The following is a 13617-nucleotide window of genomic DNA, read 5'->3' as shown; positions in this document are numbered from 1 at the left end:
GGTCGCGTGCCCGTCAGGCCAGTCCGAGTTCGCGCATGCGTTCGTCGTGGGTGCGCTGGATTCGTTCGAAGAACCCGGCCAGATGCGTCAGCCCGGCGGCCCCGGACATCACCAGGTCGACCAGTTCGTCGTGGTCGGCCAGCACGTACTGCGCCTGGGTGATCGCCTCGCCGAGCAGCCGCCGCGACCACAGCGCCAGCCGGCTGCGTTGCCTGGCGCTGGAGGTGACCGCACTGCGCACCTGTTCGACGACGAACTGGGAGTGCTTGGTCTCGGCGAGCACCGCCCGCACCACGTCGGCCGCCTCGCCGGGCAGACCGTCGGCGATCGCCAGGTAGAAGTCGGCGGCCATCGCGTCCCCGACGTAGGTCTTGACCAGTGCCTCCAGCCAAGTGCTGGGCATCGTCAGCCGGTGATAGTTGTCCAACGCGGTGGCGTATTTCGACATCGCAGCCACCACGTCGACCCCGCGGCTTTCCAAGGCTTCGCGCAGCAACTCGAAGTGGCCCATCTCGGCGGCGGCCATGGCCGCCATCGAGATCCGCCCGCGTAGATCGGGTGCCATGCGGGCCTCGTCGGTGAGCCGGTAGAAGGCCGCCACCTCGCCGTAGGCGAGCACGGCGAAAAGCTCGTTGACACCGGGATGATCGGCTGATATTCGCGGCTGGGATGCCTGCGTGACCGGATCGGCTGAGGGAACCGAATTCATCACCACACTGTAGGCGTTGCGCCGCAATCGACCGATCCCCGGCCCGACCAGGTACTGTGGGTGGCAGGCAGTGCCATTTCGGCGCTGCCGCGCAATGTGCGTACACGCGGTTGGCCCGCCTCCTCGGCGAGTGCAGGGCCCCCGAATCGGCAAGTCAGGTATCGACCGTCACAGCGTGTGCGCCCCGACCACACCGCGATCGACTCACATACCGCGCCGAATTCGAAAGGCCCCTGCCAACGCATGACCCCGCTTATCTCCACCACCCGTCCCACCTCCCCACCGAGCTTCGCCGAACTGGGCGTTCGCGACGAGATCGTCCGCGCACTCGCCGAGGACGGCATCGAGCACGCCTTCGCGATCCAGGAGCTGACGCTGCCGCTGGCCCTGGCCGGCGACGACCTGATCGGCCAGGCACGCACCGGCATGGGCAAGACCTACGGCTTCGGCATTCCGCTGCTGCAGCGCGTCACCACCAGCCCGGACCGGCCGCTGACCGGCGCACCCCGAGCGTTGGTCGTGGTGCCCACCCGTGAGCTGTGCATCCAGGTCTCCGGCGACCTGGCCGACGCGGCCAAGTACCTGACCGCCGGGGATCGTCCCCTGTCGGTGCAGGCCATCTACGGCGGCCGGCCCTACGAGCCGCAGATCGAGGCGCTGCAGGCCGGCGCCGACGTCGTGGTCGGCACCCCCGGCCGGTTGCTCGACCTGGCACAGCAGGGCCACCTGCAGCTGGGCGGCCTGTCGGTGCTGGTGCTCGACGAGGCCGACGAAATGCTGGACCTGGGCTTTCTGCCCGACATCGAGCGCATCCTGGCCCGCATCCCCGACGACCGGCAGTCCATGCTGTTCTCCGCGACCATGCCCGGCCCGATCATCACGCTGGCCCGCAGCTTCATGAACCAGCCGACCCACATCCGCGCCGAGGCGCCGCACTCCTCTGCGGTGCACGACGCCACCGAGCAGTTCGTCTACCGGGCCCACGCCCTGGACAAGGCGGAACTGGTGGCCCGGGTGCTGCAGGCCCGCGGCCGCGGCGCCACGATGATCTTCACCCGCACCAAACGCACCGCGCAGAAGGTCGCCGATGACCTCAATGAGCGCGGATTCAAAGTGGGCGCGGTGCACGGCGACCTCAACCAGGTGGCCCGCGAGAAGGCCCTCAAATCGTTCCGCACCGGCGACATCGACGTGCTGGTCGCCACCGACGTGGCCGCCCGCGGCATCGACATCGACGACGTCACGCACGTCATCAACTACCAGTGCCCCGACGACGAGAAGACCTACGTGCACCGCATCGGCCGCACCGGCCGCGCCGGCAAGACCGGCGTCGCGGTCACCCTCGTCGACTGGGACGAGCTGGCCCGCTGGACGCTGATCGACAAGGCCCTCAACCTGTGCTGCCCGGACCCGGCGGAGACCTACTCCAGCTCCCCCCACCTCTACACCGAGCTGAACATCCCCGCTGAAGCCGGCGGCACCGTCGGTAAGCCGACCCGGGCACCGGCCAAGCGGGCCGACGGTGAGACCCGCCAGACCGCCGATCGGCAGCGGGCGCCCCGTAACCCCAACCGGTCCCGGCGGCGTACCCGCGGCGGCCAGGCCGGCACGGCCGACGCCGCGCCGCAGGCCGCCCGGCCCGGCGATGCCGGCGAGGCCCGCACCGCCGGCACATCCGAGGACACCGGGCAGAGCGCGCCGCGCCGTCGTCGTCGCCGGCGGCCCAGCAAAGCGGCAGCCGCCACGGTGAACGGCAGCTGAGTCGGGCCGACGAGATGGTGCGACCGGAGCGCCGTACCCCCGGCGATCTGGTGGCCGCAGTGGTGATCGCGGCCGCGGTCGTCGTCGCCGGGGTGATCGTCTGGTGGACCAGTGACGCCCGCGCCACCGTCAGCCGGCCGGCATCGGACTCGACGACCAATCCCCCGTCGGCCACCGTGGTGCCGGCAGCGCTGAAGCAGCTGTGGACGGCGTCCAGCCCGGTCACCAGGGCTCCGGTTTTGGTCTCCGGCACGGTGATCACCGGAGACGGGCCGCAGATGACCGGGCGCGACCCGGTCACCGGCGAGGAACGCTGGAGCTATGCCCGCGGGGTCGACCTGTGCGCGGTGTCGTGGATCTACCGCTATGCCGTCGCGGTGTATCCCGACGCCCGCGGCTGCGGTCAGGTCAGCGCGGTGGTCGCCGCGACGGGCTGGCGGGGGCCGGCTCGAACCAGTTACGCCGACAAGAGCGTGACCGTCACCTCCGAGGGCAGCGCGGTGCTTTCGGCCGGAAGCACTCGTCTGGAACTGTGGCGCTCGGACTTGGTGCGGGTGTTGTCCTACGGCGAGATCGACGCCCGGGTCAAACCGTCGGCCCGCGGGCGCGGCCAGGGCTGCACCCTGGTGTCGGCTGCCGCGGCGTCGTCGGCGGTCTCGGTGCTCGAATCCTGCCCGGGGCAGGATGATCTGCAGCTGACCCTGCTGCGCCCCGGCAAGGAAGAAGACGAACCCGAGCGCCAGCATGTTCCCGAGCCCGGTGTCACCGCCGACTCCGGGGCCCGGGTGCTGGCGGTCACCGACTCCGACTCGGGCACCAACACCGCCGTGTATCTGCCCACCCCGCAGCCCCGGGTGGAAGTGGTCGACCAGACCGGCACCACGATCGCCAAGACTCTGCTGCCGGGCAAGGCCAGCCCCGACAGCGCCGCCCTTCAGGTGTCCCGGCCCACCGGGTTGGTCTGCTGGTGGACCGGCGACGCCGTGATGGTGTTCGACTCGGGCAGCCTGGCCTACCGCTACACCGTTGCGGCGGCCGGGGCCACCGTTCCGCTGGGGCCGGCGGCGCTGATGGCCGATCGGCTGCTGATCCCGGTGACCGGCGGGGTCGGCGTGTTCAACCAGCGCACCGGCGCACCCGAACGCGTCATCCCGGTCAGCCGGCCGCCCGGAGTGTCGGCGGTGTTCCCGGCGGTGTCGGGTCCCACGGTGCTGGAACAGCGCGACGACACCGTGGTCGCGCTGGGCTGAGCCGCGCACCGGTCGCCGCCGTCACCGCCGCGAACGTGCGCAGTTGTACGGCCCAACACGGCGTGTCGGTGTACAAACACGCACCCTCGCCGGATTAGAGCCCTCGCCGGGCGGCTAGACCTCGGGGGTGAAGGTGGGCAGTGCCGTGCCGCTCTCCCAGTGCTTGAGCAGCGCTTCGGCCAGCTCCCGATAGGCCTGGCCCCCCTTGTTCTTTCGTCCCGCGAGCACCGACGCGCCCGAGGCGCTGGCCTCGGCGAAACGCACGGTGCGCGGGATGGGCGGGCCCAGCACCGCCAGACCGTACCGGTCGGCGATGTCGAGCAGAACGTCGCGGGTGTGGGTGGTGCGCGAGTCATACAGCGTCGGCAGCGCCCCGAGCAGACGCAGCTTCGGGTTGGTGATCTGCTGGACGTCGGCGACGGTGCGCAGGAACTGGCCGACGCCGCGATGGGCCAGGGTCTCGCACTGCAGCGGCACGATCGCCTCTCCGGCCGCGGTAAGCCCGTTGAGGGTGAGCACCCCCAGCGACGGTGGGCAGTCGATGATGGCGACGTCGAACTCGTCGTCCAGCTTGGCCAGTGCCCGCTGCAGGGCGTACTCCCGGCCGGCTCGCATCAACAGCATCGCCTCGGCGCCGGCCAGATCGATATTGGCCGGCAGCAACGTCATGCCTTCCTCAGTCGTCACCAGTGCGGCGTTGGGTTCGACCTCGCCGAGCAGCACCTCGTGCACCGACACCGGCAGCTTGTCGGGGTCATGCCCCAGGGAGAAGGTCAGGCAGCCCTGCGGGTCGAGGTCGACCAGCAGCACCCGCTGGCCAAGTTCGGCCATCGCCGCCCCCAGTGACGCCACCGTCGTGGTCTTGGCCACGCCGCCCTTCTGGTTGGCAACCGCCAATATCCGCAGCCGGCTCATGTGGCGCCGCCCCTCTCCCGATCAAGCGGGTGGTACCCCCACATCGCTTCCTCCCTATGCAACACACGCCATACTGGCACGGCTTGGGGTCCGGCAGCACCAAACGCGGCTCGCTGTCCGCCGTCGGGCAGAATCGACGGGCGTGGGCATCGAGGAGCACCGACTGCTGTTGCTGCGCCACGGTGAAACCGAGTGGTCGAAAAGCGGGCGGCATACCGGGCGCAGCGATTTGGACCTGACCGACACCGGTCGGCGCCAGGCGGTCGCCGCCCGCGCAACAGTGGCCAAACTCCGGCTCGACAACCCGCTGGTGGTCTGCAGTCCGCGGCGGCGCGCCCAGGTCACCGCGGAGCTGGCCGGCCTGCACGTCGACGAGGTCTCCGACGATCTCGCCGAGTGGGATTACGGCCGCTATGAGGGTCTGACCACCGCCCAGATCAGGGAATCCGAATCGGACTGGTTGCTCTGGACGCACGGCAGCGCGGGCGGGGAGACCGTGGCGCAGGTCAGCGATCGCGCGGACCGGGCGGTCGCGTCGGCGCTGCGGCAGCTGGTCGCGCGGGACGTCGTCTTCGTCGGGCACGGTCACTTCTCCAGGGCGGTGATCACCCGTTGGCTCCAGTTGCCGTTGGCCGATGGTGCGCGGTTCGGGATGCCGGCTGCGTCGATCGCCGTCTGCGGGTTCGAGCACGGGGTGCGCCAGCTCGCCGCACTCGGGCTGACCGGGCCGGGGGCCTAGGGGTTTGACGACACCGCCGACCAGGACGCCGCCGACGGCACCGGCGTTCGTACTGTCCGGACCGGCCGGGACGCTGGCCGCCGACGGGATGGCGACCGGATTCTGCGATGTCGGTGCGGCGCAGGCCGCGCTGATCTCCGGGGAAGCACCGATTGTGGTGGGGGCGTTGCCTTTTCATCCACGCGGTGCCGCCGCACTATTCGTCCCGGACCGGGTGCGCGACGACTACCCGCGGGCGCCGCGCGCCGGTGCAGCCCTGCCCGCGGTGCATATCGTGGCGCAGCTGCCGGAGCCTGATGAGCACCGCGCCCGGATCCGCCGGGCACTCGGCGAACTGACCGCACCGCGAGGTGAGCTGCGCAAAGTGGTGCTGGCCCGTGGCCTGCGGCTGGCCGCCGATGCGGCGTTGGACGCCGGCACCGTCCTGCGCCGGTTGATCGCCGCCGATCCGAGCGGTTACGGCTATCTGGTCGACTTGAGCGCGGCCGGGAGCGCATATGCCGGGGTGGTCCTGGTGGGCGCCAGCCCCGAGTTGCTGGTCGCTCGCAACGGCGACCGGGTCACCTGCCGGCCGTTCGCGGGCTCGGCGCCGCGCTCCCCCGACCCGGCCGTCGACGCCGCCAACGGGGCCGCGCTGGCCGCATCGGGCAAGAATCGCCACGAGCATCTGCTGGTCGTCGATCAGTTGCGCAGCGCGCTCGGGCCGCTGTGCACCGAGCTCGACGTCGCGCCCGAGCCGCAGCTCAGCAGAACCGCCGCGGTGTGGCACCTGAACACCCCGATCACCGGAAGACTGCGCGACACCTCCACCACCGCACTGGATCTGGCCCTTGCCCTGCATCCGACGGCCGCGGTCGGCGGCGTGCCGACCGCCGCAGCGGTCGACCTTATCACCGAGCTGGAGGACGACCGGGGTTTCTACGCCGGCACGGTCGGTTGGTGCGACGCCCGCGGCGACGGCCGGTGGGTGGTGTCGATCCGCTGCGCGCAACTGTCCGCCGACCGGCGATCGGCGCTGGCCCACGCCGGCGGCGGGATCGTAGCCGAATCCGACCCGGATGAGGAACTGGCCGAAACCGTGACGAAGTTCAGCACGATCCTGTCGGCGCTGGGCGTTGCGCCGCCCAGCGCACCGCGGCGGGACTGAACAGCGCCGCCAGCACCGCGACCGCGGCCACGCCGACCACGACCCCGTAGCCCCAGCGGTGCGAGCCGACTCCCAGGTACCAGGCCACCGGCAGCAGGGTCAGGTTGAGGAACACCGCGATGCCGCGGCCGAGCCGACGGCCCCGCAGCAAACCCCAGCCCGAGGCCAGTACCGCCGCCCCGACCAGCGCGAACCACGCCGCGGTGCCGTAGCCGTTGACCACCCGCTGATCCGCCCCGGCCACCGCGCGTACCACCAGCACCAGCGCGACGACCAGGCCGAGCGCCCCCTGTGCCGCAACGATCAGGCCCGCACCGCGCACCGCGCGCGGTGGATCGACGACGGCGTTCACGCCGCCAGCCTAACCATCGGGTGCCATTCCCTGGATGCCCATAGACTGATGCGTTGTGCGTGCCGTGCTGATCGTCAATCCCAATGCCACCTCGACGACCCCGGCCGGTCGTGACCTGCTGGCCCATGCGCTTAAGAGCCGGCTCGACCTGAGCGTCGTGCACACCGACTACCGCGGTCACGCCATCGAGATCAGCCAGGCCGCGGCCGCAGACGGGATCGATCTGGTCATCGCCCATGGCGGCGACGGAACGGTGCACGGCGTGGTCAACGGCCTACTGGGAGCGCCCGGTTCGGCGCCGCCGAAACACCTGCCCGCGGTGGCGGTGGTGCCCGGCGGTTCGGCGAATGTCTTCGCCCGTTCACTGGGCATCTCCGCCGACCCGACGGTCGCCACCAATCAGCTGATCGAATTGATCAACGGCCGTGGGGGCCAACCGAATTGGCGCCGGATCGGGCTGATCGACTGCGGCGAGCGGTGGTCGGTGCTCAACGCCGGGATGGGTGTCGACGGCGAGGTGGTGGCCGCCGTCGAGGCCGAGCGCGAGAAGGGCCACGCCGTCACCGCGCTGCGCTACGTCCGGGCGGCGATTCCCGCCGTGCTGGCCACCACTCGCCGGCCGCCGACGTTGACGCTGCAGGTGGGCGACGAGGAGCCGGTTGCCGGCGTGCATTTCGTGTTCATCTCGAACTGCAGCCCGTGGACCTATGCCGACCAGCGCTGCGTGTGGACCAACCCCGACACCACGTTCGAGTCCGGGATGGGCGTGTTCGCGACCACCAGCATGAAAGTGCTGCCCACCTTGCGACTGGTCCGGCAGATGCTGTCGAAGCGGCCCAAGCTGAGCGCCAAGCAGCTCATCCGTGACGACGATGTGAGTGCGCTGCGGGTGGACGCGGGCGACACACCGATCGCCACTCAGATCGACGGCGAGTACGTGGGATTGCGTAGCGCGATGACGTTCCGTGCGGTTCCCGACGCCCTCGACGTCGTCGCTCCCCCACACAAAAAGGCTGACTGACCTGCGGAGATGCTGCTCAATTCGGTCGATGAGCACACAGTTGAAACCACTGTAGTACACGTCGGCGGCCAGACCGGGACCAACCCCTCGCAGGCGTGACGTTGGCCACGTGATAATGCACACTCTTGACATCTGTCCAGGCTGTGAAACGATCGAGCGATCGGATGCAAGCCGTAATCATTTCTTGCCGCCGCTTATTACAGCCGAAAACAAAGTTGCGCGCCCCGCTGCGCTCAGAGTGAGGAGTTGGAGACTTATGGATTGGCGCCACAAGGCGGTCTGTCGCGACGAGGACCCGGAGCTGTTCTTCCCGGTGGGAAACAGCGGGCCGGCACTCGCCCAGATCGCTTCCGCTAAGCAGGTCTGCGCCCGGTGTCCCGTGGTCACCGAGTGCCTTACCTGGGCGCTGGAAACCGGCCAGGATGCCGGCGTGTGGGGCGGCATGAGCGAGGACGAGCGGCGCGCGCTCAAGCGGCGCAACGCCCGGACCCGGGCGCGCAGCGGGGTCTGACCCAGCAGCCAACTTTCGACGCGGCCCCGACCTGGTCGGGGCCGCGTCGTTTTGCGCCGGCCCCGCCGGGCCTTACAGGATCGGACGGGTCCGCCGGCTTCCGACCGGAATCCTCAGCACCATCTCGGTGCCGCCCCCGGGAGCGTCGCGCGCGGTCAGCGACCCGCCCAGTTCCGCCGACACCAATGTGTTGACGATCTGCAGGCCGAGCCGGTCGGAGGTCTCCAGGCGGAAACCGGCGGGCAGGCCGTGGCCGTCATCGTGCACCACGACGTCGAGCCAGCGCGCCGACCGTTCGGAGCGGATCGTCACACTGCACCGTTGCGCATCCACATCGAAGGCGTGCTCGATGGCGTTCTGCACCAGTTCGGTGATCACCATGACCAATGCGGTCGCCCGGTCGGCGTCGAGTGTCCCGAAGGTTCCGGTCCGGGCCACCCGGATGGGGGTGTCCACACTGGCTACGTCGTTCATCATCGGCAGGATCCGGTCGATCACCTTGTCGAGGTTCACCACCTCGTCGACCGACATCGACAGCGCTTCGTGCACCTGGGCGATCGATGACACCCGCCGAACCGATTCCAGCAGCGCCTCGCGCCCTTCGGCGTTGGCGGTGCGGCGGGCCTGCAGGCGCAGCAGCGCCGCCACGGTCTGCAGGTTGTTCTTCACCCGGTGGTGGATCTCGCGGATCGTCGCATCCTTGGACAGCAGGGCGCGGTCACGGCGCTTCACCTCGGTGACATCACGGACCAGCACCGCGGCGCCGGCCGGCCGGCCGTGCACGATCAGCGGCAGCGTACGCAGCAGCACCACCGCGCCGGCCGCGTCGACCTCGAACCGCATGCTCGATCCGCCGGCCAGCGAATCACGGACGTGCTCGGCCAACTCGTGCGCCTCGAACGGATCGGAGATCAGCGGCCGGGTGACGGCGACCAGGTCGTGGCCGGCGAGTTCGGCGGCCAGGCCCATCCGGTGGTAGGCCGACACTGCGTTCGGGCTGGCGTAGCGGACCGTGCCGTCGACGCCGAGCCGGATGAAGCCGTCGCCGACCCGCGGGCTCGAACGCGACACCGCGATGTCACCGACGTCGGGGAAGGTGCCCTCGGAAAGCATGTGCACCAGGTCCGCCGCGCAGTCCAGGTAGGCCGCCTCCAGCCGACTGGATTCGCGCTCGCCGGTCAACGCGGTCTGGTGGGTCAGCACGGCCACCACCCGGTCGCCGTGCCGTACCGGGACGGCTTCGGTATTGCGTTGGCCCGCAACACCTTCCCGCCCGATCACACCCGATTCGAATGCCCGCGCCACCAGCGGCATCGACTCCGCGTCGGCGAGGCTTCCGACCGCGTCGGTGAGCAACACCGTGGGGGCGGTGTTGGGCCGGCACTGTGCCACACACACCAGGGCGCCGCTGGCGTCGGAGTCGCGGCGCACCCACATCAGGTAGTCGGCGAACGACAGGTCCGCCAGCAGTTGCCACTCCCCGACCACCGCGTGCAGGTGGTCCACCGCGTTGCCCGGCAAAACGGTGTGTTCGGCAAGCAGGTCACCGAGGGTGGACATCGGTCACGTCACGCCGTGGGAATGCGGCGGTCAGCTGATCACGGCAATGAGATCGCCGGCCTGGATGACGTCGCCGACCTTCACCGCCACCTTGCTCACGGTGCCCGCGGTCTCGGCCAGCACTGGAATCTCCATCTTCATCGACTCCAGCAACACCACGGTGTCGCCCTCGTTGATCTGTTCGCCCTCGTGGACCACGACTTCGAGCACGCTGGCCACGATCTCCGCGCGAACGTCCTCGGCCATCTTCACCTCGTTCATCACCCAGTCAACGATTCCTAGTCACCCAAAATTCTTCGTCTTATGGAACCACAACCCCGCTCCGCCGTTGAGTAGGGCGCACAGTTGGCGCCCCGGCGGGCTCCCCGGCCGCCGACTAAGCGAACTCCAAGACAACTAAGGAGACGTTGAGAGTTCGATCCGTGACCGTGTCGTGTTTCTGCTGTGACAATTGCATAGCACCGTTACTCGAGTGTTTCGAACGCGTGACGAATTCGCCGTGACGCGGGGGACGAATCGAAGTCGAGCTGAGGAGTGCGCGTTGTCTGAAAACCGTTTTGCAAACCCACGTGTCCGGTTGCCCCTGGTGTGCGCCGGCGCGATGACACTGGCCACGCTGGGATTCGGTGTCGCCTCGGCCAAGGCCGCCCCGACGCTGGTCGACGAGCCGATGCCGCTCCCGGCCCCGATCGGCGCCCCGGCGCTGCCCGGCGTGCCGGGACCGGCCGCCGCAGGCCCGGCCGCCGGCGTGAACGCCGCCAACTCCTTCCTGCAGGCGCTCAACGGCATGCTCAACCGTGTGGTGCCCGGAGTCGGGTCGATCATGCCCAGCGACGTCAGTTCGCTGACCCCGCCGACCGCGGCCGTGCCCGGCGCGCCCGCGCTCGGCACTCCGCCGGCGTTCGGCGCTCCCGCGGCCGCCGCCCCGGCCGCGCCCGTGCCGCAGACCCTGGCGGGGGCGCGCAGCTTCCACTGAGGCGCACGCGCTGAGACGCACAGACCGCGGTGGCGGGGCCGGTTGTCCACGGCCCCGCCACCCGCGTCATACCCGGGTGTGAGAGACTGGCCAGCCGGAAGATGCTAGGAGGATCGATCATGGCAAAGCGTGGACGCAAGAAGCGCGATCGCAAGCACAGCAAAGCCAACCACGGCAAGCGCCCCAACGCGTAGCGCGCTGTCTCAGGCCGTCCCAGCCTTCCCAGGCCGTCCCGGACCCGCCCGCCGCTAGCCTTCGCGGTGGATGATCGTGGTACGGCCGATCTCCAGCCGGACCCGCTCGTAGAGCTGCCGCGGCGCCTTGTCCCCGCTGCACTTGCGCGCGATCAACGCCTTGATCCGCTCCTCGACCCCGTAGTGGCGCAGGCAACCCGGGCATTCCTCGAGGTGCCGGCGCAGTTTGGCCTTGGTTTCGGCGGTGCATTCGCCGTCCAGCAGCGTCCACACCTCGGCGATGACTTCCGAACAGTCGGCGGCCGGGCCGTCGGGGTCCGGTGTAGCGCACTCACTGCGGTGCTCGGTCACGACGACACCTCCTCCGATGCCTGACCGTCACGGATGAACCCGCGGTCCCTGGCGACATCGGCCAACAGGCTGCGCAACTGGCGTCTGCCGCGGTGTAGGCGCGACATCACCGTGCCGATCGGCGTATCCATGATCTCGGCGATCTCCTTGTACGGGAATCCTTCGACGTCGGCGTAGTACACCGCCATCCGGAATTCTTCGGGAAGCTGCTGCAGGGCCTCTTTGATCTCGGCGTCCGGCAGCGACTCCAAGGCCTCGACCTCCGCCGAGCGCAGACCCGTCGACGAGTGCTCGGCGGTGGCGGCCAGCTGCCAGTCGGTGATCTCGTCGGTCGGGTACTCGGCGGGCTTGCGCTGCTTCTTGCGGTAGCCGTTGATGTAGGTGTTGGTCAGGATGCGGTACAACCACGCCTTGAGGTTGGTGCCGTCCCGGAACGACCGGAAGCCGGCGTAGGCCTTGACCATGGTCTCTTGCAGCAGGTCCTCGGCGTCAGCGGGATTGCGGGTCATCCGCAGCGCACCGCCGTAGAGCTGGTCGAGCATCGGGATCGCATCGCGTTCGAAGCGCGCCGTCAGCTGCTCGTCGGTCTCGTCGGAACGAACCGGGGCCGCCGTCTCGGTCCCGGTATCGGTCGCGCTATCGCCGTCAGCCATCGTGATCGCTGCAGTCCCTTCTGTCGCGGTGCCCACAACCAGCCCAGCCGATGGCTCGATTTCCAGCAGACCAATCGCCGTTGACACCCGGACTCCTTCCCGATCCTAGGACGGTGGACCACAGCCGCGCGTAGTGACCGCGCACTGCCTTGCTCAACAGCGTCGGCCATGACGCTATTTCCCGCCGTATTCTGGCCCGGTGAGTCGCGCGGCAACCCGGGCCATCGCGGCCCTGACCACCGCGCAGGTACCCCATGAGGTGCTGCGCTACCACCACGCACCGGATCAGCGCTCGTTCGGCTCCGAGGCCGTCGAACAGCTCGCCGCCGCGGGGCCGTCCGGGGTGCGGCCCGAGCAGATCTTCAAAACACTGATCGTGCGGCTTACCGGGGCGGCGCCGCCCGCCTTGGCGGTCGCGGTGCTGCCGGTACCGGCGACGCTGTCGTTGAAGGCCGCCGCTACCGCGCTCGGCGCGTCCAGGGCGGCGATGGCCGACCCGGCGGCGGCGCAACGGGTGACCGGCTACGTACTGGGCGGGATCTCTCCGTTCGGCCAGCGCAAGGCGTTGCCGACGGTCGTGGACGCCTCGGCGGTGACGTTCGAGCGGGTGCTGTGCAGTGCGGGCCGGCGCGGCTGGGACCTGGCGGTGGCGCCGGCGGATCTGATCCGGCTCACCGATGCGGTCGTAGCCGACCTCAAGGCCCGGTGAGCACCGTCAGGCGCTGGATCCCTGGACCGGCCCGGGGCCGGCACTCGGCGTATCTCCGAGCGCCTCGCCGAGGGTCGCGCAGAACGACAACTGCCCCTCAAGGCCGACCGCCTTCACGACCCGGGCCACGATGGGTTGGCTACTCACCAGGCAGAGCGCGACGCCCCGGCGCCGACACCCGCTCGCTTCCTCGGCCAATGCCGCGAAGCCACAGATCCCGATGAAGTCCAGTTTGCTGGTGTCAACGATCAGCGGACCCGGGGCCGCGGTGATCGCGGCGGCCTCGCCGACCAGTCGCCGCCACACCGACACGTTGGACGCGTCGACGCTGCCGGCCGCGGACACCAGCAGCGCTGAACCGCTGCGTTCCAGAATCACGCGCACTTCGTCGTCCGGCCGGGCCATCATCGCGGCGAGCGCCTCACGGCGGGCGCGACCGTTTTGGGCCGGGACCTTCGCGTCGGTCCCCACCTGATCCGGCGCCTGCCCGCCGTTGCGCCGTCCCCCGCGGCGACGGAGTTTACAACGTAAACCGAACAGCATGTCGATGAAGCTACGCCAGTCGGTTTACGTTGTAAACCCGGCCGCGGCCGCGAGGAGACCGATCGCCACCAGCGCCACGGCCCACGCACGCCGGCTCGACCGAGGACTGGCATCGGGCCACGTAGTTGGTGTGCGGCACGGCCTGACCGGCGATCAGCACGGTGGCCACGTTGTTGGCGTTGGCGTCCGGGCGTATTGCCATCAGCCGCTCCCGGGCGGGGCCGTG

Annotated in this window: 18 protein-coding genes; 9 read left to right on the top strand and 9 right to left on the bottom strand. The window is 69.8% G+C overall.

What is annotated here, in order from left to right; genetic code table 11:
- Positions 1-13 precede the first annotated feature (13 nt).
- Complete coding sequence (locus BST28_RS02530) at positions 14-709, bottom strand: ferritin-like fold-containing protein (protein WP_029249303.1); 696 nt, start codon at positions 707-709, stop codon at positions 14-16.
- A 243-nt stretch (positions 710-952) separates the two neighbouring features.
- On the opposite strand from BST28_RS02530, the gene BST28_RS02525 reads away from it, so the two are divergent.
- The gene (locus BST28_RS02525; RefSeq protein ID WP_065287470.1) at positions 953-2470 is read left to right on the top strand and encodes a DEAD/DEAH box helicase; all 1518 of its coding nucleotides are present in this window, start codon (positions 953-955) and stop codon (positions 2468-2470) included.
- A gap of 14 nt (positions 2471-2484) precedes the next feature.
- Positions 2485-3720 (top strand): Rv3212 family protein, encoded by a 1236-nt coding sequence (locus tag BST28_RS02520; RefSeq protein ID WP_065287471.1) that lies wholly within the window; start codon positions 2485-2487, stop codon positions 3718-3720.
- A 114-nt stretch (positions 3721-3834) separates the two neighbouring features.
- On the opposite strand, the gene BST28_RS02515 is transcribed toward BST28_RS02520, so the two are convergent.
- Entirely contained in the window at positions 3835-4635 is an 801-nt protein-coding gene (locus BST28_RS02515) for a ParA family protein (protein WP_019737192.1), read from the bottom strand.
- Positions 4636-4777: 142 nt separating this feature from the next.
- Here BST28_RS02515 and BST28_RS02510 point away from each other — a divergent pair, with 142 nt between their 5' ends.
- Together BST28_RS02510 and BST28_RS02505 are read left to right on the top strand one after the other, a co-directional pair.
- Entirely contained in the window at positions 4778-5374 is a 597-nt protein-coding gene (locus BST28_RS02510; RefSeq protein ID WP_065287472.1) for an acid phosphatase, read from the top strand.
- Between the two features lie 88 nt (positions 5375-5462).
- A complete protein-coding gene (locus tag BST28_RS02505) occupies positions 5463-6521 on the top strand; it encodes an isochorismate synthase (RefSeq protein ID WP_065287473.1) in 1059 nt (352 codons plus the stop codon).
- On the opposite strand, the gene BST28_RS02500 is transcribed toward BST28_RS02505, so the two are convergent.
- A complete protein-coding gene (locus BST28_RS02500) occupies positions 6463-6873 on the bottom strand; it encodes a hypothetical protein (RefSeq protein ID WP_019737189.1) in 411 nt (136 codons plus the stop codon). The two genes, BST28_RS02505 and BST28_RS02500, sit on opposite strands and share 59 nt — an antisense overlap.
- 55 nt (positions 6874-6928) lie before the next feature.
- Between BST28_RS02500 and BST28_RS02495 the strand changes: the two genes are divergently transcribed.
- Both BST28_RS02495 and BST28_RS02490 read left to right on the top strand, forming a co-directional pair.
- Entirely contained in the window at positions 6929-7894 is a 966-nt protein-coding gene (locus BST28_RS02495) for a diacylglycerol/lipid kinase family protein (protein WP_019737188.1), read from the top strand.
- Between the two features lie 256 nt (positions 7895-8150).
- A complete protein-coding gene (locus tag BST28_RS02490; RefSeq protein WP_019737187.1) occupies positions 8151-8405 on the top strand; it encodes a WhiB family transcriptional regulator in 255 nt (84 codons plus the stop codon).
- A 72-nt stretch (positions 8406-8477) separates the two neighbouring features.
- On the opposite strand, the gene pdtaS is transcribed toward BST28_RS02490, so the two are convergent.
- Both pdtaS and BST28_RS02480 read right to left on the bottom strand, forming a co-directional pair.
- Complete coding sequence (pdtaS, locus tag BST28_RS02485) at positions 8478-9965, bottom strand: two-component system sensor histidine kinase PdtaS (RefSeq protein ID WP_019737186.1); 1488 nt, start codon at positions 9963-9965, stop codon at positions 8478-8480.
- Between the two features lie 30 nt (positions 9966-9995).
- Positions 9996-10211: a biotin/lipoyl-binding carrier protein gene (locus BST28_RS02480; RefSeq protein ID WP_043336658.1), complete on the bottom strand. Its 216-nt coding sequence runs from the start codon at positions 10209-10211 to the stop codon at positions 9996-9998.
- 331 nt (positions 10212-10542) lie between these two features.
- On the opposite strand from BST28_RS02480, the gene BST28_RS02475 reads away from it, so the two are divergent.
- Positions 10543-10941: a hypothetical protein gene (locus BST28_RS02475; protein ID WP_133054278.1), complete on the top strand. Its 399-nt coding sequence runs from the start codon at positions 10543-10545 to the stop codon at positions 10939-10941.
- 119 nt (positions 10942-11060) lie between these two features.
- The gene (locus BST28_RS25220; RefSeq protein ID WP_011728008.1) at positions 11061-11135 is read left to right on the top strand and encodes a 50S ribosomal protein bL37; all 75 of its coding nucleotides are present in this window, start codon (positions 11061-11063) and stop codon (positions 11133-11135) included.
- Positions 11136-11189: 54 nt separating this feature from the next.
- On the opposite strand, the gene rsrA is transcribed toward BST28_RS25220, so the two are convergent.
- Both rsrA and BST28_RS02465 read right to left on the bottom strand, forming a co-directional pair.
- Positions 11190-11486, bottom strand: a complete 297-nt coding sequence (gene rsrA, locus BST28_RS02470) for a mycothiol system anti-sigma-R factor (protein ID WP_019735559.1) — start codon at positions 11484-11486, stop codon at positions 11190-11192.
- Positions 11483-12139, bottom strand: coding sequence for a sigma-70 family RNA polymerase sigma factor (locus BST28_RS02465; protein WP_207570017.1), 657 nt, complete (start codon positions 12137-12139; stop codon positions 11483-11485). Before BST28_RS02465 ends, rsrA begins: the two co-directional genes overlap by 4 nt.
- Before the next feature lie 199 nt (positions 12140-12338).
- Here BST28_RS02465 and BST28_RS02460 point away from each other — a divergent pair, with 199 nt between their 5' ends.
- Entirely contained in the window at positions 12339-12848 is a 510-nt protein-coding gene (locus BST28_RS02460) for a YbaK/EbsC family protein (RefSeq protein WP_083079720.1), read from the top strand.
- A 6-nt stretch (positions 12849-12854) separates the two neighbouring features.
- On the opposite strand, the gene BST28_RS02455 is transcribed toward BST28_RS02460, so the two are convergent.
- Positions 12855-13391 (bottom strand): anti-sigma factor antagonist, encoded by a 537-nt coding sequence (locus BST28_RS02455; protein ID WP_019735556.1) that lies wholly within the window; start codon positions 13389-13391, stop codon positions 12855-12857.
- Positions 13392-13401: 10 nt separating this feature from the next.
- A complete protein-coding gene (locus BST28_RS02450; RefSeq protein WP_019735555.1) occupies positions 13402-13593 on the bottom strand; it encodes a hypothetical protein in 192 nt (63 codons plus the stop codon).
- Positions 13594-13617: the final 24 nt, after the last annotated feature.

This window comes from Mycolicibacter kumamotonensis, from assembly GCF_002086285.1.
Taxonomy (GTDB): Bacteria; Actinomycetota; Actinomycetes; order Mycobacteriales; family Mycobacteriaceae; genus Mycobacterium; species Mycobacterium kumamotonense.
The sequence above is the reverse complement of the archived record's forward strand: the minus strand, read 5'-3'. Positions and strand labels throughout refer to the sequence as shown.